The sequence below is a fragment of the Sulfurimonas sp. NW9 genome, assembly GCF_051132275.1.
GTDB classification, from domain to species: domain Bacteria; phylum Campylobacterota; class Campylobacteria; order Campylobacterales; family Sulfurimonadaceae; genus Sulfurimonas; species Sulfurimonas hydrogeniphila.
In genome coordinates this window covers 1,388,415-1,414,410 of record NZ_CP093236.1, presented here as the reverse complement: position 1 = coordinate 1,414,410, position 25,996 = coordinate 1,388,415, and the positions used below count along the sequence as shown (strand labels likewise).

Genomic DNA, 25,996 nt, shown 5'->3' with positions numbered 1-25,996 from the left:
ATCCTATAAAATCAGCTGACAGTTATTAAATCAATTACTTGAAAGTGCCTATTTTATGGGTATTTGAAATAGGTGGATGGGGTAGAGGGATTCGAACCCCCGAATGCCAGTACCAAAAACTGGTGCCTTACCGCTTGGCGATACCCCAATGCTTTGTAGATTAAAGATTGGTTGCGGAAACAGGATTTGAACCTGTGACCTTCGGGTTATGAGCCCGACGAGCTACCGAACTGCTCTATTCCGCGGTGTTTCAAACACTTTTACTCTGTGTTTGTGAGCGAAATTATAGACAAAAATTTCTTTTATGTCAAGAGTTTTTTATTAAAAGTATTAATTTTTTTTTTGAACTCTTTTTAATACTAATTTTCCTATAATAAAGAAAAGAAAAATATTAATAAATAAAGAGAAAATATGAAACCGATAGAAAGAGTTTTACAGGCTATAGAAGATATTAAAAAAGGTAAAATGGTTATTATGGTTGATGATGAAGACAGAGAAAACGAGGGCGATCTGGTCTATGCAGCCGCCTTTTCTACACCGGCACATGTAAACTTTATGGCAATGCACGCACGGGGGCTTATATGTGTTGCTCTTTCTAAGTCTATTGCCGACAGACTTGATTTGAATCCTATGGTGAGTTCAAATACTTCTTCGTATGAAACTGCCTTTACTGTCTCTGTCGATGCTAAAGATGCACTGACAGGAATTTCGGCTAAAGAGGGACGATACTATAAAAATATTAGCCAACCCCATTTCAAAGCCGGATGAACTGGTAAAACCGGGACATATTTTTCCTCTCATTGCAAAAGAGGGCGGTACACTTGTAAGAACAGGTCATACGGAAGGCTCTGTTGATCTGTGTCGTTTGGCAGGGCTGAGTGAAGCGGGGGTAATTTGTGAAATAATTAAAGATAATGGTGAAATGGCCCGTCGTGATGATTTGGATATTTTTGCCAAAAAACATGATCTGCATACAGTATTTATTTCTGATATTGTTGAGTATAGACTTTCGAATGAAAGACTTGTAAAAGAGACAGAGGTGCAGGAGATAGAGTTTTTCGGTGTCAAAGTGCAGCAACATACATTTGAAGACCATGATGGTATAAAACATACAGCGATACTTTTTTACAATGCAGGTGAAGTTGCAAATGTACGGGTTCATAATGTAATTCCTGACTGTGAACTACTTTTGCAACAAGAGAAATACAATAATTTGATCAATTCTATAGAATATCTGAAGCAAAACAGCGGTTTGTTGGTTTTTATAAACAAAACACATCATCAGGACAATGCGGCCATAAAAGAGTTTGGAATAGGGGCGCAGATTATTAAATCATTTGGTATTTCAAAAATGAATCTTATTACTTCTATGAAAAAAACCGACTTTGTAGGACTGAGCGGATTTGGACTTGAAGTAAATGAGATTATTGATATTTAACTGATGTACAAATTTTTTCTTCTTGTCTCTGTGTTTGTTGCATGTAATGCAGATTCACAGATGATACAGCGTACAAAAGTATTGATGGGTACTTTTGTGTCAATATCTGTCGACAAGGAAGATAAAAAATTTCTTAAACCCTCTTTTGAGATTATCAAAAGGGTCGATAACTCGCTCTCTACCTATAAAAAGAATTCTCCAATATCTCAACTTAATCAAAACAGACATGCATCTTTAGACAAGTATTCTTATGAAGCTTTGACGCTTTCTTTAAAATACTATAAGCAAACACACGGGTACTTTAATATTGCGATAGGAACAATTACGAAAGATTTATACAGATTTGGTGCCAAAGAGCGTATTGCTTTGAAAAATGAACTTGAAAAAAGTTCTGTTTCTGTCAATGAGCTTAGATTTGATAAAGATGAGGCTTTTTTAGGCAATGCAGTAAAAATAGATCTTGGCGGTATGGGAAAGGGATTTGCAGCAGACAAAGTCAGTGAATTTTTACTGCAAAACAAGGTGAAAAAGGCAGTTGTTGCCCTGAGCGGAGACATTCGATGCATAGGCAGCTGTAAAATTGCCGTTAATAATCCTTTGGATGTGACACATCCTTTGGTTACATTTATAATGCATAACAGCGGTGTGAGCACAAGCGGAAATTATAATCGTTATATAAAAAGCACAAAGCATAATCATCTCATTAATCCAAAAACAAAAGAATCAGAACAAAAATTTATCTCTATAACGCTTGTCTCAAAACTTCCATCAGCAACACTCGATGCATATGCAACGGCTGCGAGTGTTATGCCGATAAAAGAAACATATGCATTTTTAGATTCTAAGAAGATAGGCTACATTATTTTGCAAGCAGATAAAAAACTTGTTATAAGCAAAAATATAGCTGAATATACTGATATGTTTATTAAAAATTAAATGATTCAGTTTTTAGAATTCTTATTTTGGTAAGCTCTTTGTTATGTTGCAGCTTTAACTCTTTTGCTGCTTTTTTTGAGATAAGCCGAAAACCAAGTGTTAGTACAATTTTATCACCTTTTTGCAGCTTTGTATTGTAGACAATATTTTTTTTCGCATAAATAAGGGTATCTTTTAAAATATTAGTCGCTTCAAAAGGCATACTTTCTTTGTTGCCTTTTCCGAAAATACGTGTAAATATATAAGGTTCCTGAACTATTTTGTCTGCTCCGCGAATGATTGTAACATTGAGGACTCCTTCTCTGTAGGCCTGTCCGAACAGAGCATGATTGGCAAGATTTTCAATGCTTACCTGAAAGCCTTTTTCATGTTTTTGTACATGAAAATTGATATATTTTCCGAGACTTTTGCTGAGTTTGTGCAGACCTGCTATGCCATGATAGGCATGAGTCTTACTGTCGCTGAGTGTTGTTTTGCTGCCCATGGTTTGCGGCATATGACAGGATATACAGGTATTTTTGTCTTTTTTGTCAATATACGCATCAAGCATGATGATATCAAAATCATGCGCATTGTTTACATGTGAATGGCATCCCATGCAGACATTGCCGTTATAGTAGTTTTCATTGTTGTATTCAATTTGGTGATAAGGAGAATTTTTAGAGCGTTTGATAAGACCAAAAAAAGAAGTTGTTGTTTCATATGTAACTTTGGATCTGTTTCTTTTATCTTCTTGGGCACTAAAGAAGTCTTTTTTCTTTCCTGTTAAAATATTTTTGTTTGCTTCATCATATTTTTGAATATTTTTGATTGTATGGCAGTAGATACATGATATCGGTTCTTCTTTTTCCTGTTGCAGGTTTTTTGCGCTTGGTGCATGACAGCTGTTGCATTTGCCTCTTTCTTTTTCTTTGTGTTCTTTCTCAAAACCGCTCTATATATTGCATCATTAGCAAGCGATGACTTTCTGTGAATGGAATCATAATATTCTTTATAGATTAAAGGATGGCATTTTTGACACACTTTGTTGTCGTTTGCAAAGGAAGCATTACATGTAATAAGAAGTAATAAAAATAATAAAAGTGTTTTCATAACAAATATTGTAGCCAATTAATCATATAAAATACTTTTAAAGAGTATAAACAAAGTATACAATATGACAATTTCAAAGAAAAAAAATGAAAATATTTTTAAAAATGCAAGCGATTCAAAACCGTTTATAAGAGCAAATGGTGTAAAAATTTCTAAAAATGAGAGTATAAACAGAGCAGATGTAAGCAGTCGCAGTTCTTTTGTTCTTTTTTTGTGTGTAAAGAGCAAAAAGTGCACAGTAACCATTACGAAAAGTCCAAAGGCAAAAATATGCGGCAAGATGATTTTCAGTATGCCGCCTGGTGTTTTAGGTGCTATGAAAAGTGCTTCATTTCCAAGATAGTATGTTAACACACCTTCGGTCGTGAAGCCGATCTTGGATGCAAAAAGAATACTGCTGCTCAGAAGAAGGAGTATTGAAAAGAGAATAAAGTAAAATATAGCAAGGTTATAGGCTTTTTGCAAAATTAAGGCTCCATAATGAATAAATAACCATGTAAAATGCACATAAATGCCATAAATAATATGTTACAAGATAAATATACACAAAAAAAGGATGTATATAATATGAAAGCGTAAGGGCAATGAGCATAATCAGCGCACTTGTCATCACACTGTTAAGACAAAAAAGTTTCAGAGTGTCATTTGCGGTTAAGCGGATAAATATAGCACTGAGTGTGAGAAGTATCATCATCATGAAAAATATTTTGGTATGAATATATTCCAAAAACGAGGCTTCGGAGATGGGTTCGAGGAAATTTTCTTCATTTCCAAAAAGTGTGAATTTTACCTGTTCATAAAAAAGACCAAAGTTGCTGGAATCTACAAAGACTTCAGCAGCAAAATACAAAAGCATGAAAACGAGCAAGCCGTTGAGCATAGGTTTGATCGATGAATCTTTTTTAAGTCTTTTATAAGAGTAAAACGCAATTATTTATCCTTATAGAGCATATTGTATATGGCAAATGCTATACGCGAACCATCAGTAAGACTCTTTGCGCTCATTGTTGCACCTGAGATATTTGTTATTTCACGATTGAGTTTTAATAACTTGTCAGTTTTTTTGTTTTTAAACTGTTGCGTCCATCTTTTTGGCGGAAGATATTCCAGTGTTTCATTAAAGGCAATGACTTCTATCCCCTGCAAAACAGAGTCTTTGAAAAAATAGAGTGTTACTGCATTTTTGGAACGAACTTTTCTGTTAACAAGTATGCCGTATCCTAATATTTTTCCGTTTTTTTCGGCTATATATACTCTGTAGATTTTTGTAGTCAGTTTTACACCTGCATTTTTTTGTACTGTTTTAAATTTTTCATGGGTCAGAATAATATTCTTCTTGGTAATTGTTGCATTAAGATCAAAATTTTCTTTCATTGCATCAATAGGAGATACAAGGAGTTGGGCTGATAGCTGTTGTGTCAATAGCAGTATAAATAGTGAAATATATTTCATAGCTTAATTCTTTAAATATTTTATTTTTAAAATTCTAGCAAAATAATTGGGGTTTTGCAGTAAAATTGCTGCAAAACCTTATAAAGGAGAAAATATGTCCGAATGTTTTTAAAAAACAAAACCTAAAGATATGCCGGTAATATTCCCTGTCGCCGCATTGTCTGAGACAACATACTCAGCTTTAAGGACTACCTGCTCATGTGGGAAAAAGTTAATCCCAAGTGTCACATCTGTTATGGCATCACCTGCAGTTCCGCCGTTGCTTACTTCTGATTGCGGATTATATCGTTCATATTGCACAAAAAGAGGTGTTTTTTTGTCTGTACCTATTAAAGAGGCAATATTGTAACTTGCATTTAAGAAACCGCCGTAATTTGCTGTAACCTGTTGACTTGCATTTGTATCAAGTCTTTTGTTTTGTGCATAGGTACCGTAAATTCTTGCTGCGCCTATTTTGTAGTCAAGATGAACATCTACCATAAGCAAATCTTTTGAAAAGTATGATGAAGCACCGATAAGCAAACCGCTTTTTCCGGTGTAGTCAACTCTTATCTGTCCTGCTGCATCCGGATTTTTCACTAAACGCCCGCTGCCGCGGCCGTTTCTTACCCACTTGTCCCCGGTATCCGTTATCTGCAGTGCTGTGACTATAGAGGCTTTGTACTCTATGCCATCTGCAATTTCACCGTAAACCATTGCCCCTGAAGTATTCCATGTAGTCGGAATAATATACTTCGCTGTATTTGGACGCTGTATCGTTGTAAAGAGTGTCGGTTCGTGCTGTTCATTCATTAAACCCATCGGGAGCAAGAAGTTACCAAGACGTGCATTGAAGTTTTTGTTCCCGATGAAGTCAAGGTACATAAATTCAACAGCTACAGTATCACCGGTCGCACCTGTACTGGTAGCCTTTACTCCGCCGCCTTCATACTCAATTTCCGAGTTTAAAATGATATTGTCAGCAAACTTATATCCAAAATATGTTATAAATCTTTTTATCTGTGTTTCAGAACCAGCCTTTTGTGTACTTGAATAATACATTTCACCGTATCCGCCGATACTTAACGGTGATTTTGAGTAGTAAACTTTAGAAGCAGCACTACCTAGACCGGTATAACGCTTTTTCTCATCAACTTTGGTATAATTAAAGCCGGTTTTTAAATCACTTGTTTCATCAACAAGAATCTGTGTCATTTCTTTGAGATCTTTCACTTCCTGTTGAAGCTTGAGAATATCTGTTTTGTCATCCCCGAAAGAGGCACTGCTTACCAGTAACATGCTTGCTAATACTAGTGATACGTTTGTTTTTTTCATTTTTTTATCCTTTGTCTTGATTATGATATTTACTATCAAAATCTTTTTGATGCAGAAATTATATACTTTTTTTTTAAAAATATTCTTAATTTTAATAATTATTATCGATATTAAAGAATAATCTTTGATATAATAAAGAAAAAAAAAGATTGAGAGTTTATGAGAGAAATATTTTTAAGAAATGAAGACGGTAATCAAGTGTCGATAGAAGTAGATTTAAATGCTTATGCATATAGTAACAAGTACGGATGGCTGCTTAGTGTATTTATAAAGTTTGATGCTCTTGATGAAAGCGCAGAGGGCTTTGAAGAGTTTTTGGATGTAAAAGAATCTTTGATTATAACTCTTGAACATGAAGACAAAGCAAAGTACGTCGGTTCAAGAGTTGTAGATGGATGGAGTGAGCTCTATTTTTACGCGGCTGACTCAAAAGGCTTGGATGCTGCAGTGGCAAATATGCTAAAACCAGCTCATTATATTTATGAAAGCAATGTAGTCCGTGATACAAAATGGGATTTTCATTATAAAAACCTTGCTCCGAATGATTTGGAACTGTGTCATATAGAAAGCGAAAAAATTATTTTTTTACTCAAAGAAGAAGGCGATAATTTAGAAATTCCAAGAGCAGTGGAACATTATGTTTCATTTACAACACCTACACAAAAGAATAAATTTTTAAACTCTTTATCTCTTGAAGGTTTCAGTTTCAAAGATGAGATAAGCAGTGAAGAGTTTGAAAACGGTGTAGCTTTACTCAAAATACATGCTGTGACAAGAGAGGAAGTAAAAAAAGTTGTCAATGAACTTTTTGAAGCAATAAAAAAAGAGCAGGGCTATTATGAAGGATGGAGTACGCTTTTAGCACAAGAAGAAAATGTTTAAAATAGCAGGTGTCATCAATTATCTTGCAGTGGTTTTTCTGAATGCTTTTACAGATCTCGGGCATAAAATCATTATACAAAACACGATATTCAAGGTTTATGACGGAAGTACACAAATTGTCTTGACGGCAATCGTTAATGCCTTGGTTTTACTTCCTTTTATTTTGATTTTTTCTCCTTCGGGTTTCTTGGCAGACAGATTTGCCAAAAACAAAATTATGGAGTATGCTGCTCTTTTTGCGGTGATTATTACCCTTGGTATTACCTATGCCTATTATCATGGGTATTTTGTTTTTGCTTTTATTTTAACCTTTTTGCTTGCCATGCAGAGTGCAATTTACGGCCCGGCGAAATACGGATATATAAAAGAGTTGGTTGGTGTGAAATTTCTCAGCAGTGCCAACAGTGCTGTTCAGGCAATCACAACCGTTGCGATCCTTGGCGGTATTATTTTTTATACGGTTTTATTTGAGGGAATGTACAGGGATACTTTGGTAACAGAGTCCCAAATTTTGCAAACTGTTGCGCCTCTGGGCTGGCTTTTGGTGATCGGTTCGATAATTGAGTGGTTTTTAGCCTCAAAACTGCCAAATAAAATGATAGAAGCGAGCAAACGGGATTTTCGCTTAAAAAAGTATGTGAGCGGTGTCTATTTGTTCAGAAACATTAAAACAGTCAGAAGAAACAGAGAAATCTTTGATGCGATTATCGCACTCAGTCTTTTCTGGTCAATATCACAGGTTGTTTTGGCTGTATTTGGCGAATATGCAAAAGATGAGCTACATGTAACCAACACCATCTATGTTCAGGGTGTGATGGCACTTGCAGGGATAGGCATTGTTGTCGGATCAGTTATGGTTGCAAAACTCTCAAGATTTTATATTAATGTCGGTTTGGCGGGGATAGGGGCAACCATTATAACGCTTATTGTTTTGAGTGTGCCGTTTTTGCATTCTATGACATTCATTGCAATTATGTTTACACTCTTTGGTATTTTTGCGGCATTTATTTTGGTACCGTTAAATGCAAGAATTCAGTATCTGGCTTCACGTGTACATCTTGGAATTATTTTGGCAGCAAATAATTTTATACAAAACATATTTATGTTTACTTTTTTATTGTTGACAACGGTATTCGCATATTTAGGGATGAATGCAGAACTGCTTTTTTATTTTATGGGGATGATAGGCATTTATCTGGTACGTAATTTATATAAAAGATATGTAGTAGAGATGTTTTTTTCACTTATGGGTCTTATTGCGGCATTGCGGCATAAATATATTTACACAGGATTAGAAAATATCCCGGAGGACAAAGCTGTTTTATTACTGGGAAATCATGTCAGCTGGCTTGACTGGATTTTATTGCAGTTGCCTATAGCAAGACGAATAAATTATATGATGGACAAAGATATTTATAACTGGAAATTTTTTCACGCTGTTTTTAAAAAGGGGGAAGCAATCCCTCTTTCGCCAAGAGCATTCAAAGATGCAATGAAAGAGGCACATAAAAGATTAAAAAAAGGCAGCATTGTCGCTTTGTTTCCCGAAGGCGAAATATCACAGGACGGAAATATACATGAGTTTAAGAGAGGGTATGAGCTGATTCCAAAAGATTATGAGGGTGTTATTGTTCCTTTTTATATAGATAAAGGTATATTTGGCAGTTCTTTTGCAAAATATAGGCCAAAAGGTGCCAAAAGGAATATTTTTAAGCGCAGAGTAGTTAAAATCTATTTTGGAAATCCTCTGCCGATTGATACAAAAGCAAAAGAGTTACGGGATATAATTTTAAAAATGAGAGAAAAATATGAAGCTGAATAAACCAAAACATAATCTTTATAAAAATGGTATGTATGCAGTAGAGGGTTTTATAGATATAGTGAAAAATGAAACATCATTTAAGTGGCAGCTTTTTATGCTTGCGGTGATGGGTATTGTTGCCTGGAGTTTGCCGGTAGGTTTTGTACACTCAAGTATCCTTTTTATTTCACTGTTTATACCTGTTTTGGCAGAAGTCGCAAACAGTGCCATTGAAAGAGTTGTGGATTTGGTGACTAACGAGTATCATATTTTGGCAAAACAGGCAAAAGATGCCGGTGCGACTTTAGTTCTGTTAAGCTTATTGGTTACACTTATGATATGGATTTTTACATTAGCTGATGCTTTAGTATAGGGAGAATTATAATGAATACAACGTTAATAATAGGTGCGGGCGGCGTAAGCCGTGTCGTTGTGCATAAATGTGTACAGAATGCAGAGGTATTTGGAAAAATAGTACTTGCAAGCAGAACAAAATCAAAATGCGATGATATTAAATCAGAACTGCCTGATGCAGATATAGAAACCTATGCGCTTGATGCAGACAATACACAGGAGATAGCAGATTTGATAAATAAAGTGCAGGCGGATATAGTTATCAATGTGGCACTTCCTTACCAGGACCTAACAATTATGGACGCCTGTATTGCAACAAAAACAGATTATTTGGACACTGCAAACTATGAACATCCCGATGAGGCAAAATTTGAGTATAAACTGCAATGGGAAAAAGACGAAGCCTTCAAAGAAGCAGGTATTATGGGTTTGCTTGGCAGCGGTTTTGACCCGGGTGTGACAAATGTTTTTTGTGCCTATGCGCAAAAACACTATTTTGACGAAATTCATACTATTGATATTCTTGATTGCAATGCAGGTGATCACGGCTATCCTTTTGCAACAAACTTCAATCCTGAGATCAATCTTCGTGAAGTTTCTGCAAACGGGCGATACTGGGAAAACGGCAAATGGATAGAAACAGAGCCGATGGAGATAAAAATGGTCTGGGATTATCCTGAAATCGGACCTAAAGATTCTTATTTGCTTTATCATGAAGAGATGGAATCCCTTGTCAAGCATATAAAAGGGCTTAAGCGTATTCGGTTTTTTATGACCTTTGGCGAGAGTTATCTTACGCATATGAAGTGTCTTGAAAATGTAGGCATGCTGGGAATTGAGCCGATTGAGCATCAGGGGCAACAAATTGTTCCGATAGAGTTTTTAAAAACACTGCTCCCTGATCCGGCTTCTCTTGGTCCCCGTACAAAAGGAAAAACAAATATCGGTATCGTGGCAGAGGGCATAAAAGACGGCAAAAAGAAAAAAATCTATATTTATCAGGTAAGTGATCATGAAGCATGCTATAAAGAGGTGAACTCTCAGGCTGTCTCTTATACGACGGGAGTTCCTGCGATGATAGGTGCAAAGTTGATGCTTGAAAAAGTCTGGTACAAAACAGGGGTGCATAATATGGAAGAGTTTGATCCTGATCCGTTTATGGAAGAGCTCAATAAACAGGGATTGCCTTGGAAGATTCAAGAACTAGACTAAACAAATGAATCCAATTAAAACACCGTGTTATATATGCGAGGAAATCCTTTTAGAAAAGAATCTGCAAACTTTAGCGTATGTGCAAGAACAAAGCGGTGCCAAAATTATTTTGGCACTCAAGGGCTTTGCAATGTGGAGCACTTTTGAACTGGTGGCAAAATATTTAAAAGGCTGTACAGCCAGTGGTCTGTATGAGGCAAAACTTGCCCGTGAAGAATTTTGCAAATACAACCCGGATGCAGAAGTGCATACTTATTCTCCGGCATATAAAGATGATGAGATTGAAGAAATAACCAAAATATCTGATCATATAGTCTTTAATTCTCCAAATCAATTGGAAAAATATATTTGGAAAGTCAAAGAAATCAATGAAAATATTCATGTTTCTTGAGAATAAACCCTGAAGTCTCTTCTTCTCCGGTCGATATATACAACCCCTGCGGTTTGTACAGCAGACTGGGAACAACTCTGCAGAATTTTGATGAAAAACTGCTTGAAAAGATAGACGGACTCAATTTTCATGCGCTTTGTGAGCAAAATGCAGATGCGCTTGAACAGGTTTAGCGGCTTTTGAAGATAAATTCGGAAGATATTTGAAAAATTTGCAATATATTAATTTTGGCGGAGGACATCACATAACCAAAAAAGGCTATGATATAGAGAAACTTGTTTGGATAATCAAAGAATTTCGTGAAAAATATAATATTGATGTCTATTTGGAACCCGGAGAGGCCGTCGGTTGGGAAACAGGCTATCTGGAGTCCACTGTTTTGGATGTTTTTCAAAACGGTATGAATATAGCCATTTTGACATCAGCAGAAGCACATATGCCTGATACACTGGCAATGCCGTATCGTGCCCAAGTAAGAAATGCAGGCATGGCAAATGAAAAAAAATATACCTACCGTTTAGGCGGAAACACCTGTCTTGCGGGTGACATCATGGGGGATTACTCTTTTGATACACCTTTGCATGTAGGAGACACTGTTATATTTGAAGATCAAATTCATTATACTTTTGTCAAAAATACCACCTTTAATGGTGTGAAACTTCCTTCTTTGGCGATAAAGCGCAAAAACGGAACAATTGAACTTGTAAAAGAGTTTGGATATGAAGATTACAAAAACAGACTTTCATGAACTTTTAGTCAAAATCGCCAAAATAAAGATTTATTAAAAATGCAATTGCATAATTTGCTTTGTAACTGTTTTCCTTGTGAAAGTTTACAGAGGGACTGATCTGATAAAAAAACCATTTTTTCCATATGTTTTTTCTAAAAGTCAAAACTGTAGCATAATTATTTATACCGCTGTACTTTTTAGAAGACTGTTCTGTTGTATATTCTGTATTGCCGGAAAATATTTCAGATATACTTAGGATGTTTTTTTTGTTAAAGTTCCAATAGTATTGTGCCGAGATATCATAGTCCATTCCCTTTACCTTTGTTTTTGTTTCTCTGTGTAAGGTGAGCCTTAACAGTGATCTGTCTGTAAGTGTATTGTCGAAATAGATGAAAGTTCTTTCTGTAAAACTCTCTTTACTCGAATACTCAAAAATCTGCATTGGTTCGATTTTCCAGTTTTTTGCAATAAAAACTTTATAATATCGTGCTCTGACAAACGGATAAAAGCCTCTGATTCCAATGGAATACCTGCTTTGGATCTCGTAACTGTCTGATCTGAAATAGTTGAGACCAAGTTCTGTGGCAGCATTTTTGTCTATTATGTTTTTCTTTTCATTGATGCCTGAGATAAAAAGATTAAGCTTCTGATTTGTTCTTTTGAGGGCAATGTTGGCATTTATGTTCAGGGTACTTTTTTCTTGTATTTTGACTGAAATTGTGTATTTAGATTTACACTGACAAATGATTTTTCTGTTTCATTGAAATATTTTTCATTTTTAAAAAAATCATCATAGCTATTTTGTGCTTTTTTTCCTGTGAACAGTTTGCTGATCGTCTGATCAAGGGTGTCTGAATAGCCTGTGACTTTGTCAGAAATTATTTTATGCGCAGTATCAAGATACGATGAATTTGTATCTGTGGATTCGGCACGGAGCACACAAAGTAAGAAAACAAATAAAAATAAAAAAAATTTCATACTAAAGCTTCCTGAAAATAATATATGTTTGTTTTATCGGTTCAAGGTGTATACAAAAAAATTTCAATATAATAGCATATAAAGTTTATGCTAAGGAACTCCGAAACTCTTAAGATAAGAAAGGTTGAGAATGATAGAAGATAAAGAACGTTGGAATATTCGCCATGTAGAGAAGCCGATGCGAAAAAATGTAGAACCGATAGTTGAAAAGTATATAGATTGTGCAGCAGGAGACAGAGCCTGGATATTGCCTGCGGAATTGGCAGAAATACGCACTTTTTAGCAAAAAAGGTTTTGAAGTTGATGCTGTGGATTTTAGTGATTATGCACTTTCTCAGATAAAAGATGATGAGAAAATAAATAAAATAGAAGCTGACCTGGACAGTTATAATTTAGAGAAAATACGTACGATCTCATTATCAATATTAACTATTTGAGCAGAAGGTTGTTGCCGCAGATCAAAGAAGCTCTCAAGCCGAACGGCCTGTTGATTTTTGAAACTTTTATTGTGGCACACGGCGATTTTAATCAGCCGGCAAACCCTGAATACCTTTTGCGTACAAATGAATTGCTGCATGCTTTTATGGGCTTGATATTATTACTATGAAGAAAAAGACGAAGTGAATCTGCGAGGCGAAGATACCCGTGTAGCCTCTCTTGTAGCAAGAAAAAGATGTTAAAGTAAAGAATTTCATGTGTAAAAACTCTTTGCAGATATATGAATTTTTGGATAAAAAAAATTTATTGCAAAACAGTCCAAAACGGTGGTGGCCCAATGCAGGAACTTTTGAAGTCGTTGTCGGTGCAATTCTGACGCAAAACACAACATGGAAAAATGTTGAAAAGTCTTTAAAGAATTTAGACATGTTTTTGGATTTGAACAGTTTTGCCGCTTTGGATGTAGACGTCTTAAAAGAGAAGATTCGTCCAAGCGGATTCTATAACCAAAAAGCACCAAGGCTTTTGCAGCTTGCAAAAAACATTCAAAATGAATTTGGTGATTTTGCATCTTTTCAAAAAGAGGTAAGCAGAGAGTGGCTTTTGCTGCAAAAAGGCATCGGACAGGAGAGTGCGGACGCTATTCTCTGTTATGCCTGTTTTAGAGATGAGATGGTTGTAGACAGTTATACAAAAAGGCTGTTAAAGAGTTTTGACATAGAGTTTAAAAATTATATGCAGTATAAAGAATTTTTGGAATCAGGCATAAAAGAGGCCTTTACATGTAAAGATTTAAACCTTATATATGCCCGATATCATGGCATGATAGTAGAATACAACAAAATATGTAAATTATAAACCTTCAAGCAGAACATTCCAGAGCCGATTTACTTCCTGGTTGCCTAAAAAAAGAGAAGATTTGTTTTCAAAGAGTTCTTTTAGTCCTTTTTTGTTGATTGCCAGCGTATGCGAACACTGTTCATGCGTTGGAAGATATGCACGCAAGAGCGAGACATCTCCATCAATTTTTTTGGAACATAAAAAGCAGTGCATATCTTTATGCAGCCGTCCTTCATGCTCCAAAAGTTTGGTATAGGCTTCAATAGCTACGCGTTTGGGGTTTTGTCTGTTCCAGTTTTGTGAAGCTTCCTCAATTAAATCAAAATAAAAAGAACCAATATCTTCAGAGTCTTTCAAGTGCTTATAGAAAAGCCCTAAAAAATCCTGCCATAATCGCAAAAGATTATAATCATTTATCCAGCTGTATCCAATGTGTATAACATCTTTAAGTCTTGATATAGTGGATTTTGCCGAGTTTTCGACTTCATAATCAATTTTAAAACCTATATTTATTACACCGTGACGTGCACCGTAGAATCTGTAAAGGGTATCTAAGCTGTTTTGAGATAAAATATTTACTATTAAATCTTCGTCTTTGACGCGATTTAAATTAATGATAAAACCTTGCACCTAATTGCTTCCTATATACACACTTTTTAATTTTTTTTAAAATATTTTACACTTATTATGCTTATTTAAACCAAAAGAAAGTATAATTTACATGCTTTGTCTAAATAGACTAAGTTTCTTTAAAAAGAGATTAAATTTATATGTTTTGCATATAAAATTTACAAATTTGGGAGTTGAAATGGTTGAACATCATGATTTATTAAGATCATTTAAGGATAATTGCGGTTTTGGTCTTGTCGCCAACATCAAAAACAAACCTTCACACAAAGTGCTCAATGATGCAGTGACTGCGCTTGAACGCATGATGCACCGTGGTGCTGTTGCTGCAGATGGAAAAACGGGGGACGGAAGCGGTTTACTGCTTTCCATGCCGACTGATTTTCTTAAAAATGAAGCAAAAGAAAAAGGTATAGAATTACCGTCTCAGTTTGCAGTAGCTGTAGTTTTTACCAAAGAAAAAAAGCATTTGCAGACACTGGAATCTATTTGTAACAACAATGATTTAAAAGTGGTTTTACACCGTGATGTTCCAATTGACACCAATGCTCTAGGAGACCAGGCACTGGCTTCACTGCCTCACATCGTACAGCTTTTCATTGTTCCTAATTCAATCATGGCCACAAACAGATTTGATGCACTTTTATATCTTTCACGCAAAGAAGCAGAACATGAAATGATTTCTGAAAGAGATTTCTATATAGCATCTATGAGTTCGAAAGTGCTATCGTATAAAGGGCTTGTTATGCCTACGCATATCAAAGAATTTTACAAAGATCTGCAGAATGAAAATTTTAAAATCTCTTTTTCACTTTTTCATCAAAGATTTTCAACAAATACACTCCCTGAATGGCGTCTTGCACAGCCGTTTCGTGCTGTAGCGCATAATGGAGAAATCAACTCTGTTGAAGCCAACCGCATTAATGTGGCTATAAAATCAGAATCAATAAAAAGCGAAGTATTCAGCGACGAAGAAATTAAAAGACTGCTTCCTATCCTGCAGCCCGGTGCTTCTGACAGTGCTTCAGCCGATAACTTTTTTGAATTTTTAATTGTAAACGGTATGGACTTTTTCAAAGCTGTCCGTGCAGTGATTCCTCCGGCATGGCAGAACGCACCGCATATGGATCCTGAATTACGAGCTTTTTATGAATATCATTCAACTGTATTTGAAGCATGGGACGGTCCGGCTGCATTTTCAGTAACAGACGGACGATATATAGGCTGTGTACTTGACAGAAACGGTTTGCGTCCATCAAAATACATCGTAACAAAAGATGACAACCTTCTGATAGCTTCCGAGTACGGTGTTGTAGATATTCCCGAAGAAGAGATCAAAGAGCGTGGACGTCTGCAGTCAGGGGAAATGATAGGACTTGATCTGAAATTTGGCAAGCTTCTGAAGAGTCAGGAAATTGATGATTATTTAAAAGGTTCCAATCCGTATATGAAGTGGCTGAATGAACATATGATTTATTTGCAGGAACATGTGGAAGAGCAGTATGTTGTATGCAGAGAAGTTGATGAGGCAGATTTGATTGCCAAACAAAGATATTTTAATGTTACGCAGGAAGTTATTGAACAGGTAATCGAACCAATGGTAAAAGAGGCAAAAGAAGCCGTGGGTTCTATGGGTGATGACACACCTCTTGCAGCTTTTTCTAAAAAACAGCGTAATTTTACTGATTTTTTCAAGCAAAAATTTGCACAGGTTACCAATCCGCCAATTGATCCTATTCGTGAAAAAGTTGTAATGAGCTTAAATACCGGTTTTGGTGAAGTGCATAATATGCTGGATGAAATTCCGTCACATGCACACAGGCTGAAGTCTATTTCTCCGATAATAACGACTGAAAAGTTGGAAGTGCTCAAGTCTTTTGGCGATGATTCCTCTCCAAGATATCAGGAATTTTATAAAAATGCCACATTTTCAACCACTATATAAGCGATTTGAAAGCCTCTTTGGAAGCATTGGTTCAAAAAGTCATAGCATCGGTTAAAAATGAAGGAACACGCATTGTCATTTTGGATGACAGCGGATTTGACAAGGACAACAAAGTTATTCCGATGGCAATGGCCATAGGCCGTTTGAACTTCGCTTTGCTGGACGAAAAGATTCGTCATTTGGTTTCTATTATTGCTACTACGGGAGAAGTCATTGATTCGCACAGTGCTGCAGTACTCCTTGGATATGGTGCTTCGGCAATCCATCCTTATGTATTGTTCGCAACAGTGGCAAACCAGCTTGAAAAATCAAAAGCGTTAAATATGACATTTTCTGAAGCCTATAAATCTGTACACACTGCACTCAACAGCGGACTCTTGAAAATTATGTCCAAAATGGGAATTGCAACAATTGCCTCTTACAGAAATTCCGGTCTTTTTGATGTAATGGGACTGGATAAAACCATAGTAAAAGAGTGTTTTGCAACATCGCACTGTACGCTCAGCGGACTCACCTATGAAGATATAGACGAAAGACTGCAAAAAGCCCATAAAGATGCTTTTAAAACAAACGGTTTTAACAAAATATTTCCTTTGAATATCGGTGGCTACTATAAGTTTTATACAAATCAGGAACATCATGATTTCGGTCCTGCTGTCATTCATGCAATTCATGCTGTTTCAAAACACCCTACACAGGAAAATTTTGATACGTTGAAAAACCTTGTGAACAAGCGCGGATTGAAATTTATTCGTGATTTCTTTGACTTGAAATCAGACAGAAAACCGATTGATATATCAGAAGTTGAACCGAAAGAAGCGATTTTCAAACGTTTTGCATCCGCTGCTATGAGTCTCGGTTCCATTTCTCCTGAAGCCCATGAAACAATTGCCATTGCAATGAACAGAATCGGAGCACAGTCAAACTCAGGAGAAGGCGGAGAGGACAAAGCAAGATACAACACAGAGAGAGTTTCCAAAATCAAACAGGTCGCTTCAGGCCGTTTTGGTGTTACTCCGGCGTATCTGAGAAGTGCAGAGGAGATTCAGATTAAAGTTGCACAGGGTGCAAAACCGGGTGAAGGCGGACAGCTCCGGGACATAAGGTTACTGCCCTTATCGGAAAGCTTCGTCATACTGTTCCCGGCGTGACACTCATATCACCGCCGCCGCACCATGATATTTATTCTATTGAAGATTTGGCACAGTTGATTTTTGATTTGAAGCAGGTCAATCCTGCGGCAAGAATCGCTGTCAAGCTTGTATCTACTGTCGGAGTAGGCACCATTGCTGCGGGTGTGGCAAAAGCCTATGCTGATAAAATTATTATTTCAGGAGGAGACGGTGGTACCGGTGCCGCTCCGCTGACCTCTATCAAATTTGCAGGGAATCCTTGGGAACTCGGATTGTCTGAAGCACATAATGCGCTTAAGGCAAATAATCTGCGTGGACTTGTAGAATTACAGACAGACGGTGGACTAAAAACAGGACTTGATGTTGTTAAAGCTGCTTTACTGGGTGCTGAGTCTTTTGCTTTCGGTACAGGTGTTTTGACTATTGTAGGCTGTAAAATGCTTCGTATTTGTCATGTTAATAAATGTTCTGTAGGTATTGCAACACAAAACGAAAAACTTCGTGAAGAGTTCTTTAAAGGACATGTTGATCAGGTAATCAATTATTTTACATATTTGGCCGAAGATATCAGAGCCATTATGGCAGAACTTGGGTACAGAACCATGGAGGAAATGATAGGCCGTGTGGACCTGCTGAGTGTCAAAGACGATGAATTTGCCAAGAAATTTGATTTCTCGGCAATCCTGCACAGAGAAGAGGGTGTCAATACGCATCAACAGCCGTTTAATCCGCCTTTTGATGATAACAAATTTGAAAAAGATGTTCTCAAAGAGGCGATGAATGCGATTAAACATCCTGAATACCCGATACGCATCAAAAGAGAAATCCAAAATATCCACAGAAGTTTTGGTGCTTTGATATCCGGAGAAATTGCGAAATACTACGGGGATGAAGGACTGAAGCCGGATACAATCAAAATGAATCTCAGCGGTGTAGCCGGACAGGCACTTGGTGCGTTTTTAATTCCGGGTGTTTCGATTTATCTTGACGGCGTTGCAAATGATTATATAGGCAAAGGTATGCACGGAGGAAAAATCATTATTACTTCCAAAAATGAGGGTGAAGAATTTTCAGCAGGCGGTAACACCTGTCTTTATGGTGCTACCGGCGGAAAACTTTATATTTCAGGCAGTGTCGGAGAGCGTTTTGCAGTACGTAATTCCGGAGCCTTTGCTATTGTTGAGGGGACCGGGACAATGCCTGTGAATATATGACAGGCGGTGTTGTTGTCATTCTGGGACGTACCGGTATTAATTTTGGTGCAGGAATGACAGGAGGCGTGAGCTTTGTCTATGATGAAGATCATGATTTTATTGAAAATGTAAACAGTGAACTTGTGGAAGCTGTAAGAATTGATACAGATGAGGGAGATGAAGCACGACACTACCTCAAACGCCTGCTCAAAGATTATGTAGTAGAAACAAAGAGCAAAAAAGCTGAAGATTTACTGGAAAACTTTAGAGTGGAAGTACGAAACTTCTGGCTGGTAAAACCTAAAAATTTAACAAAATTACCTCTTAATCTAGAGAACGGAGACTAAAATGCGCGAATACCTAAAAACTGAGAGAATTGACCCGGCAAAAAGACTGGTTGTTGACAGAACAAAAGATTTTGGTGAAATTTACGAAGTCTTTGATAAAGATGAGGCAGCAACACAGAGTGACAGATGTATTCAGTGCGGCGATCCGTTTTGTTTAAACAAATGTCCTTTGCACAATTATATTCCTCAATGGCTCAAATCTATTGCCGAAAAAGATTTGGAATTTGCTTTTAAACTCTCCAATGAACCTTCTCCTTTCCCTGAAGTCATGGGAAGAGTATGCCCGCATGACAGACTCTGTGAAGGGGATTGTACATTAAATGACGGGCACGGGGCGATTACCATCGGTTCTGTTGAAACACACATTACTGAAGCAGGATTTAAAGCAGGATATACACCGGATTTTCCTGGAATAACAACAGATAAAAAAGTGGCTGTTATCGGAAGCGGTCCAGCAGGACTCTCTGCTGCTACCTATCTTTTGCGTTCAGGCATTGCTGTAACCATGTATGAAAAAAGTGACCGTGCAGGCGGTCTTTTGACATACGGTATTCCAAATTTCAAACTCGATAAAAAAGTAGTTGAGAGACGTGTGAAACTTTTGGAAGAGGCCGGATTGACACTTGTGCTCAACAGTGAAGTGGGACGTGATATAGAGTTTGAAACTATTGCAAACGAACATGATGCAATGTTTATAGGCGTTGGTGCAACAAAAGCAAAAAGTGCGGGTATCGCAGGTGAAAATGCACCAAATGTCTACAAGGCAATGGATTATCTTACAAACATACAAAGAAAGAATTTTAAACAGCCGTATGATAAAAAATTTGATTTTAAAGATTTAAATGTTGTGGTCATCGGTGGAGGTGATACGGCGATGGATTGTTTAAGAACTGCAAAACGAGAAGGTGCAAAATCTGTTACATGTTTGTATCGCAGAGATGAAAAAAACATGCCGGGCAGTAAAAAAGAGTATAAAAATGCGATGGAAGAGGGTGTTGATTTTACATTTCTTGTAGCACCCAAAGAGATAATATTAAATGAGGAAGGACGTGCAGTGGCGGTAGAAGTTGTAAAAACAACTCTGGGTGCCAAAGATGCTTCAGGCCGTCAACGCATGGAAGAGGTAAAAGGTTCACAATTCAGAGTGAATGCAGATGTGGTTATAATGTCACTTGGATTTGATCCTGTTGTGCCGTCGTTTTTAGCTGAAAACGGCATAGAGACAAATTCATGGGGTGGGATTATTGTGAATGAAGAGACATACGAAACAACAACACCCGGTATATATGCCGGAGGCGATTGTTTTCGTGGTGCCGATTTAGTTGTAACTGCGGCTTTTGACGGTCGTGAGGCAGCAAGAAGCATTATAGACTCTTTGTTGCAATAAATTCAAGCAGATTTACTTGTTTTTGATGAGTAAATCTGCCTTTCTTCTGAAAAAAATATTTTCAAAAATTCTTTAAAATCAACATTAATTTGCTATAATAGAGTCTATTTATATAATTTAAGGATTTTTTTTGAATTTACTAAACCTTTTTACAAAAACATTTGACAATAAACAACCGGAAAAAGCCGAAGCAGGGTCTCATTGGATTAAATGCAAATCATGTCACTCTCTTATGTACTACAAAGAAGTTGAGAACCAAAACTATGTATGTCCAAAATGTGGGTATCATATCCGTATAGGTGTAAAAGAGAGACTCAACATGCTTGCAGACGAGGGAACATTTGTAGAGTATGATGCTTCATTGGAACCTGTGGATCCGTTGAAGTTTGTTGACAAAAAACCTTATAAAAAACGTCTTGAAGAAGCCTATGCAAAAACAGGAAGAAAATCATCAGTAGTAAGCGGTGAATGTAAAATGAACGGGGTTGATGTACAGCTTGTCATTTTTGATTTTGCTTTTATGGGCGGTTCTTTGGGCTCAGTTGAGGGTGAAAAAATTGTTCGCGCGGCTGAGAGAGCTATTGAGAAAAAGCAGGGTTTGATCATACTCAGTGCCTCAGGTGGTGCAAGAATGCAGGAATCAACCTTTTCACTGCTGCAGATGAGTAAAACTTCGGCGGCACTGGCAAAACTTTCCAATCACAAACTGCCTTTTATCTCTGTGCTTACGGACCCGACGATGGGTGGGGTGAGTGCCTCTTTTGCCAACCTTGGTGACATTATTATAGCTGAACCGGGAGCGTTGATCGGTTTTGCAGGACAGAGAGTTATTGAGCAGACTATTGGTTCAGAATTGCCTGAGGGATTTCAAAGAGCTGAATTTTTACTAGAACACGGTTCCATTGATATGATTGTCAATCGAAACAAGTTGAAAAAAACCCTCTCTGATATGCTGACTTTACTGAAAAAAGACTGATATGAGACTCTATGCGTTATGTGATCAGGACATGCTTGATAAAAAAGGAATTTCTTTAGAATCCTTTATAGGTATTGCAAAAAAGAAGAATGCTGAAATTATACAATATCGAAATAAAAATGCAGACATCGCTTTTATTAAAGCACAATTGATAAAAATCAGAAAACTTTATGACGGTTTTTTGATAGTGAATGATGCCTATGAGCTTGTTGAATTCTGCGATGGTGTGCATGTAGGGCAGGAAGATCTTAAAGCTATAGATACAGATGTATTCAAGGCAGTCAAAATTTTACGAAGTGTTATAAATGAAGACAAAATTTTAGGTATTTCAACGCATAATGAAGAAGAAGTTTTGCAGGCAAATGCAATGGATTTAAACTATATCGGACTTGGCGCATACAGAAATACTGATACAAAAAAAGATGTATCAAGCCTTCTTGGAGATACCCTGGATACCATTGCCTCAAAATCCAGACACCATGTCGCTGCTATAGGCGGTGTGAAACTTAATGATTCATTTGAACATGTAACATACAATGTAATCGGGAGCGGCTTACTCCAATGAATATAGAAATCATCTCTATAGCAAAAAGAGAAAAAACACTTTACGATCCGCTGTATAAAGAGTTGACAAAAATGATATCAAGGTTTGCAACTGTAAAAGATACGGAGATTTTTTCAAAAGATGTAACAAAAGCACACACAATTTCCCCACAGGCCGCTCAAAAAGCATATACCAAAGCTTTAGAAGCTTATATTGGGAAAGATTTCTGTATAACTTTGCATCCAGATGGAAAACTAGTAGACAGTTTTGAATTTAGTAAGCTTCTAAATGATAAAATGTCCGTAAAATTTTTTATAGGCGGAGCATATGGTTTTGAAAAAGATTTTTTAGACCAAAGCAATGCTGTTGTCAGTTTAGGCAAAATAACAATGAGTCATAAAATTGCCAAGGCGGTTTTATTGGAACAGATCTATAGAGGTTTTGCTATACTGAGCAATCATCCATATCATAAATAAAAGGGAAATATAAGTGCAAGCAAGTGAGTTAAAATATTTTAAAGAGTTACTACTGAGTCGAAAAGAACAGATAGAGAAAAACATTCAGGGTGTCCGAACAGAACTAAGTGAACTGAGTTCGTTAGATTTAAATGATGAAGGCGATCATGCTTCGGCAAATAACAATTCTATGGTAGAAGGTGCTATAATAGAGCAGCAAAAGCAGGAATTGGATGAGATTGAAAAAATACTCTCTAAAATTAAAAACGGTGGTTATGGTGTTTGTGAAATGTGTGAAGATGAAATAGGATTTCAAAGACTGAAAGTAAAACCGCATGCTGCATACTGCATTGACTGTAGAGAAATAGTAGAGAAATCTAAATAAAGGATTGGAGAATGTATATTAAAAGGTACACAGTAGCTGCATTGGTTTGGATGGGACTTGTCGGTTGGTATGTTTACGCATATGTAACACAGGAAAGCATGAGTATAGATCTGTTTGGCATTCCTATGCCGTCACTCTCTATTGCTTTATGGGTAATCATACCGATATTTATCCTATACCTTGCAAGCGTGGCACATATGACATTCTATTCAATTATCGGTAATTTTCGATTACGTAAATATGAAAAAGATTATGAAAAACTTATTAATGCTGTTATTGATGCCTACCTGGGAAAAAAAGAGAGAAACTATACATTTAAAACCGATAGATATACTCTATTGGGAACGCTTTTGCAAAATAGTGAGATGCACCCGGTCGGAGAGATTATAGGAAAAATAAATAACGAAAAAATTGAAAAAGTACTGCGTATTATTCAAGATGTCAAAAACGGTGAAGTTGTGGATCTTAAACCGTACAATTTACCGTCTGACAATGAACTTGTGATACAAAACGAAAGAAACAGATACAAAAAAGGTCAGATAAGTGCAGAAAATATTCTGGCAAACTGTACCAAATATGATGACAGTATATGTAAAGAGGTTTATGTGGATTATGTCAAAACCGCACCATTGAGCGGTATTGAAAAATATAAATCCTTTTTAACAAAAGAGGCTTTACATGTAATCCTTTCAAGAATTAATGCTGATGAAAATATTTTGAAAATCAGCAATGAAGTACTTATAGATTTATTTAAAAAACTTGATCTCAGCAAGAAAGACTATATTGAAATTTCTTCGATTCTATCTAAAGGCGGTATGATTCCGGAACAGAGAATAAAACTTTTTGAAATATTGTCTGAAGAAGATGAAGATGCTGTGGATGCGTATCTTTATACGCTTTATGACCTTGAAATGATAGCACCGGCCAATGCTATTCTTGACAATTCTCAGCCTGATGAGTATCAGAACTTTAAAGCCTATCGTGCGCTTAAAGAGTGTGGACAAAACTTTAGTATAGATATGTTTCTGTAATAATGAAAAAAACAAAACTCTCCTTTGACAAGCCATTATATGTATTAGCCCCATTGGCGGGTTTTACTGATCTTCCTTTTAGAAGTGTGGTGAAAAAATTTGGAGCAGATTTGACTGTCAGTGAAATGTTGAGTTCAAATGCTCTGGCTCACGGTTCACAAAAAACACTGCATATGCTGGAAAAATCTTCTTTGGAAGATCCGTATTCTGTACAAATTGCAGGTGCTGATGTTGATATTGTACGTCGTGCGGTTGAAATACTAAACGAACAGGATGGAATTGACATTATTGATCTGAACTGTGGTTGTCCTGTACCCAAAGTTGTGGGTCACGGCAGTGGCAGTTCTCTTCTTTTGGACCTTCCTCTGATGGGAGATATAATAAAAACTATTAAAAATACTTCCAATAAAAATATGACCAGTGTTAAAATAAGATTGGGCTTTGAAAAGAAAAACCACGTAGATATTGCAAAAGTTGTACAGGACAGCGGTGCAGATTTTATTGCAGTGCATGGAAGAACACGAACCGGCAAGTTTAAAGCAGCTGTTGATTATGATGCAATAAGAGAGATAAAAGAGGCTGTAGATATCCCGGTGATTGCCAACGGAGATATAGACTCTTATGAAAAAGCCAAATGGGTGCTTGAACATACTGGTGCTGACGGGGTTATGATAGGTCGCGGTGCAGTAGGGGCTCCGTGGATATTTCATCAGCTTAAAACCGGTGCAGAATCTATCGAACAGAGTCTTAAACATGAAATTATTATGGAACATTTTGACAAAATGATAGAGTTTTACGGACAGCATGGTGTTGCAATGTTTAGAAAGCATACCCATACCTATTCGAAAGGCTATCGAGGTGCATCAGTTTTGAGAAATGAAGTAAACTCAATTGATGATATAGCAACATACCGTTCAGTCATAGATGACTTCTTTAAAAACAGTGAGATGACACTCTGATGTTAGAAATTTCTCCGGCAATTAAAAATTTAGAAAAAGAAGACATAGCGGATAATTTACTCCATTATGTTTATAATACAAAACATTTACTCTCTTTAATTAAAAAAGGCATCGAACTGGATGATCCTTCCTATTTGAGTTCCTACCGTTCCTTTGAAGGGGAAGTGTATGAAAATTTTATTTATGAGAAGCTTTTGCGTTACGCCCAGGAGAATGACTATATAACAAAATTTGTACTCAAGGGTTTTCATCAGGGAAAATGCAAAGCCTATGCAAATACTCTTTCCATCAGCGAGAAAGAACAAATAGTCTACAGAACAAAAAGCCGTGAAATCAGTGAATTTGATGCAATGTTTTTGACAAAAAACAATGAACTCTATTTTGTTGAAATGACACTGGTAAAGTCTGTATTGAAATTGCGTCGCAGACTGAGAAAGAAAAAAGCACTTTTGGAAATTATCTTTCCAAACTACACAATCAAATCATTAATTATCTTAAATGAAGGTGCCACAGGTGCCAAGCAGTTTCCGTCATACTGTAAAGTATGGTTTACAAAAGAGTTCTCGGCTGCAGAAGTTTTAGAATATATTACAAAACTCGACAAACAAAAACTTTTGCCAAAAGACAAAATAAATTCCAAGAAAATGATAGAAGCACACATGCTGAAACTTCATCCGTTCAGGTATTATAATACCATGAGCTGGATTACCAAAACAATACGTGCAAATAAAAAATATGTCATAGATATGAATTTCTTGATGACTGAAAAAGTACAAAGATATCATGATCTATACAATAAATTTTATGTCGGTTTTTTGACTGTAAAAGATATGAAAAACATACTGCAGTTAAAAGAGGGTGAATATTCGCAAGAACAACGGGTAGTTGTTGCATTGGAAAAGAAACATTCTGATGAGATTGTAGTGACGTACTACATACAGACAACCCGTAAGAATCTTTATCTGTACAGTTTTAATGACGGGAAAGTTGTGAAAGAAAAAAAAGATCCTTACGGAATTACTGTAACAGAAGTGTTTCATATCAATAAATTGATGAATGAGAGCTATTTGTTAAGTATATCTCAGGTCAATACAATTAAAAAACTACTGAAAGAACGTTTTAAAAGAGAGAGTCAAAAACCAAACGTAAATTAGTT

General features: G+C 36.5%; 25 protein-coding genes, 2 tRNA genes and 3 pseudogenes. 19 read left to right on the top strand and 11 right to left on the bottom strand.

Translation table 11 applies throughout. From position 1 onward, the window contains the following. Positions 1 to 73 precede the first annotated feature (73 nt). Positions 74 to 148 (bottom strand) — tRNA-Gln (locus MLC44_RS08040). A 20-nt stretch (positions 149 to 168) separates the two neighbouring features. Then, positions 169 to 245: transfer RNA gene (locus tag MLC44_RS08035), tRNA-Met, on the bottom strand. A gap of 166 nt (positions 246 to 411) precedes the next feature. On the opposite strand from MLC44_RS08035, the pseudogene MLC44_RS08030 reads away from it, so the two are divergent. After that, a pseudogene (locus MLC44_RS08030) lies at positions 412 to 1,438 on the top strand (bifunctional 3,4-dihydroxy-2-butanone 4-phosphate synthase/GTP cyclohydrolase II). A gap of 3 nt (positions 1,439 to 1,441) precedes the next feature. Then, complete coding sequence (locus tag MLC44_RS08025) at positions 1,442 to 2,374, top strand: FAD:protein FMN transferase (RefSeq protein WP_188110058.1); 933 nt, start codon at positions 1,442 to 1,444, stop codon at positions 2,372 to 2,374. Here the strand turns inward: MLC44_RS08025 and MLC44_RS08020 are convergent. The 6 genes from MLC44_RS08020 to MLC44_RS07995 form a co-directional block, all read right to left on the bottom strand. Beyond that, on the bottom strand, positions 2,364 to 2,972 hold the full coding sequence (locus MLC44_RS08020; RefSeq protein ID WP_434656852.1) for a hypothetical protein: 609 nt from the start codon (positions 2,970 to 2,972) through the stop codon (positions 2,364 to 2,366). The genes MLC44_RS08025 and MLC44_RS08020 overlap by 11 nt on opposite strands. 167 nt (positions 2,973 to 3,139) lie before the next feature. Continuing rightward, a complete protein-coding gene (locus MLC44_RS08015) occupies positions 3,140 to 3,466 on the bottom strand; it encodes a hypothetical protein (RefSeq protein WP_434656850.1) in 327 nt (108 codons plus the stop codon). A gap of 18 nt (positions 3,467 to 3,484) precedes the next feature. Further along, complete coding sequence (locus MLC44_RS08010; protein WP_230973315.1) at positions 3,485 to 3,931, bottom strand: hypothetical protein; 447 nt, start codon at positions 3,929 to 3,931, stop codon at positions 3,485 to 3,487. After that, positions 3,915 to 4,322, bottom strand: a complete 408-nt coding sequence (locus MLC44_RS08005) for a hypothetical protein (RefSeq protein WP_434656847.1) — start codon at positions 4,320 to 4,322, stop codon at positions 3,915 to 3,917. The genes MLC44_RS08010 and MLC44_RS08005 overlap by 17 nt, the downstream gene beginning before the upstream one ends. A gap of 74 nt (positions 4,323 to 4,396) precedes the next feature. Further along, positions 4,397 to 4,918, bottom strand: a complete 522-nt coding sequence (locus MLC44_RS08000) for an FMN-binding protein (RefSeq protein WP_151900178.1) — start codon at positions 4,916 to 4,918, stop codon at positions 4,397 to 4,399. Between the two features lie 108 nt (positions 4,919 to 5,026). After that, positions 5,027 to 6,232, bottom strand: coding sequence for a porin (locus MLC44_RS07995; protein ID WP_151900179.1), 1,206 nt, complete (start codon positions 6,230 to 6,232; stop codon positions 5,027 to 5,029). Between the two features lie 159 nt (positions 6,233 to 6,391). Here MLC44_RS07995 and MLC44_RS07990 point away from each other — a divergent pair, with 159 nt between their 5' ends. From MLC44_RS07990 to nspC, 5 genes and pseudogenes are all read left to right on the top strand, one after another. Next, positions 6,392 to 7,114, top strand: a complete 723-nt coding sequence (locus MLC44_RS07990; protein WP_346388831.1) for a DUF695 domain-containing protein — start codon at positions 6,392 to 6,394, stop codon at positions 7,112 to 7,114. Continuing rightward, the gene (locus MLC44_RS07985) at positions 7,107 to 8,936 is read left to right on the top strand and encodes an MFS transporter (protein ID WP_434656844.1); all 1,830 of its coding nucleotides are present in this window, start codon (positions 7,107 to 7,109) and stop codon (positions 8,934 to 8,936) included. The genes MLC44_RS07990 and MLC44_RS07985 overlap by 8 nt, the downstream gene beginning before the upstream one ends. Beyond that, a complete protein-coding gene (locus MLC44_RS07980; RefSeq protein WP_418640389.1) occupies positions 8,923 to 9,288 on the top strand; it encodes a diacylglycerol kinase in 366 nt (121 codons plus the stop codon). The genes MLC44_RS07985 and MLC44_RS07980 overlap by 14 nt, the downstream gene beginning before the upstream one ends. An 11-nt stretch (positions 9,289 to 9,299) precedes the next feature. After that, positions 9,300 to 10,481, top strand: a complete 1,182-nt coding sequence (locus tag MLC44_RS07975) for a saccharopine dehydrogenase family protein (protein WP_151900183.1) — start codon at positions 9,300 to 9,302, stop codon at positions 10,479 to 10,481. A 4-nt stretch (positions 10,482 to 10,485) separates the two neighbouring features. Further along, positions 10,486 to 11,620, top strand: a pseudogene (nspC, locus tag MLC44_RS07970) (carboxynorspermidine decarboxylase). A gap of 4 nt (positions 11,621 to 11,624) precedes the next feature. Here nspC and MLC44_RS07965 read toward each other — a convergent pair. Next, positions 11,625 to 12,044 carry a hypothetical protein gene (locus MLC44_RS07965; RefSeq protein ID WP_151900186.1) on the bottom strand — a complete coding sequence of 140 codons (420 nt, stop codon included), beginning with the start codon at positions 12,042 to 12,044 and terminating at the stop codon, positions 11,625 to 11,627. Between the two features lie 242 nt (positions 12,045 to 12,286). After that, the gene (locus MLC44_RS07960) at positions 12,287 to 12,580 is read right to left on the bottom strand and encodes a hypothetical protein (protein WP_434656842.1); all 294 of its coding nucleotides are present in this window, start codon (positions 12,578 to 12,580) and stop codon (positions 12,287 to 12,289) included. 130 nt (positions 12,581 to 12,710) lie between these two features. Here MLC44_RS07960 and MLC44_RS07955 point away from each other — a divergent pair, with 130 nt between their 5' ends. The 3 genes from MLC44_RS07955 to MLC44_RS07945 all read left to right on the top strand — a co-directional run bounded on the left by MLC44_RS07955 (position 12,711) and on the right by MLC44_RS07945 (position 13,876). After that, complete coding sequence (locus MLC44_RS07955; protein WP_434656840.1) at positions 12,711 to 12,863, top strand: hypothetical protein; 153 nt, start codon at positions 12,711 to 12,713, stop codon at positions 12,861 to 12,863. Between the two features lie 165 nt (positions 12,864 to 13,028). Continuing rightward, positions 13,029 to 13,187 (top strand): hypothetical protein, encoded by a 159-nt coding sequence (locus tag MLC44_RS07950; protein ID WP_434656837.1) that lies wholly within the window; start codon positions 13,029 to 13,031, stop codon positions 13,185 to 13,187. A gap of 86 nt (positions 13,188 to 13,273) precedes the next feature. Next, entirely contained in the window at positions 13,274 to 13,876 is a 603-nt protein-coding gene (locus MLC44_RS07945; RefSeq protein ID WP_434656834.1) for a 3-methyladenine DNA glycosylase, read from the top strand. Here the strand turns inward: MLC44_RS07945 and recO are convergent. Further along, positions 13,871 to 14,488, bottom strand: coding sequence for a recombination protein RecO (gene recO, locus MLC44_RS07940; protein ID WP_151900190.1), 618 nt, complete (start codon positions 14,486 to 14,488; stop codon positions 13,871 to 13,873). The two genes, MLC44_RS07945 and recO, sit on opposite strands and share 6 nt — an antisense overlap. A 178-nt stretch (positions 14,489 to 14,666) precedes the next feature. Here recO and gltB point away from each other — a divergent pair. The 9 genes and pseudogenes from gltB to MLC44_RS07895 all read left to right on the top strand — a co-directional run bounded on the left by gltB (position 14,667) and on the right by MLC44_RS07895 (position 25,994). Continuing rightward, a pseudogene (gene gltB / locus MLC44_RS07935) lies at positions 14,667 to 19,103 on the top strand (glutamate synthase large subunit). Position 19,104: 1 nt separating this feature from the next. After that, complete coding sequence (locus MLC44_RS07930; protein ID WP_151900191.1) at positions 19,105 to 20,490, top strand: glutamate synthase subunit beta; 1,386 nt, start codon at positions 19,105 to 19,107, stop codon at positions 20,488 to 20,490. Between the two features lie 130 nt (positions 20,491 to 20,620). Continuing rightward, complete coding sequence (gene accD, locus MLC44_RS07925; protein ID WP_151900192.1) at positions 20,621 to 21,466, top strand: acetyl-CoA carboxylase, carboxyltransferase subunit beta; 846 nt, start codon at positions 20,621 to 20,623, stop codon at positions 21,464 to 21,466. Between the two features lies 1 nt (position 21,467). After that, positions 21,468 to 22,031 carry a thiamine phosphate synthase gene (locus MLC44_RS07920; RefSeq protein ID WP_151900193.1) on the top strand — a complete coding sequence of 188 codons (564 nt, stop codon included), beginning with the start codon at positions 21,468 to 21,470 and terminating at the stop codon, positions 22,029 to 22,031. Continuing rightward, on the top strand, positions 22,028 to 22,486 hold the full coding sequence (locus MLC44_RS07915; RefSeq protein ID WP_434656832.1) for a 23S rRNA (pseudouridine(1915)-N(3))-methyltransferase RlmH: 459 nt from the start codon (positions 22,028 to 22,030) through the stop codon (positions 22,484 to 22,486). The genes MLC44_RS07920 and MLC44_RS07915 overlap by 4 nt, the downstream gene beginning before the upstream one ends. Before the next feature lie 13 nt (positions 22,487 to 22,499). Further along, entirely contained in the window at positions 22,500 to 22,850 is a 351-nt protein-coding gene (gene dksA / locus MLC44_RS07910) for an RNA polymerase-binding protein DksA (RefSeq protein WP_151900195.1), read from the top strand. An 11-nt stretch (positions 22,851 to 22,861) separates the two neighbouring features. Then, positions 22,862 to 23,881: a hypothetical protein gene (locus MLC44_RS07905; RefSeq protein ID WP_151900196.1), complete on the top strand. Its 1,020-nt coding sequence runs from the start codon at positions 22,862 to 22,864 to the stop codon at positions 23,879 to 23,881. Positions 23,882 to 23,883: 2 nt separating this feature from the next. Further along, complete coding sequence (gene dusB, locus MLC44_RS07900) at positions 23,884 to 24,840, top strand: tRNA dihydrouridine synthase DusB (RefSeq protein WP_151900197.1); 957 nt, start codon at positions 23,884 to 23,886, stop codon at positions 24,838 to 24,840. Then, positions 24,840 to 25,994 (top strand): hypothetical protein, encoded by a 1,155-nt coding sequence (locus MLC44_RS07895; protein ID WP_151900198.1) that lies wholly within the window; start codon positions 24,840 to 24,842, stop codon positions 25,992 to 25,994. The genes dusB and MLC44_RS07895 overlap by 1 nt, the downstream gene beginning before the upstream one ends. Positions 25,995 to 25,996: the final 2 nt, after the last annotated feature.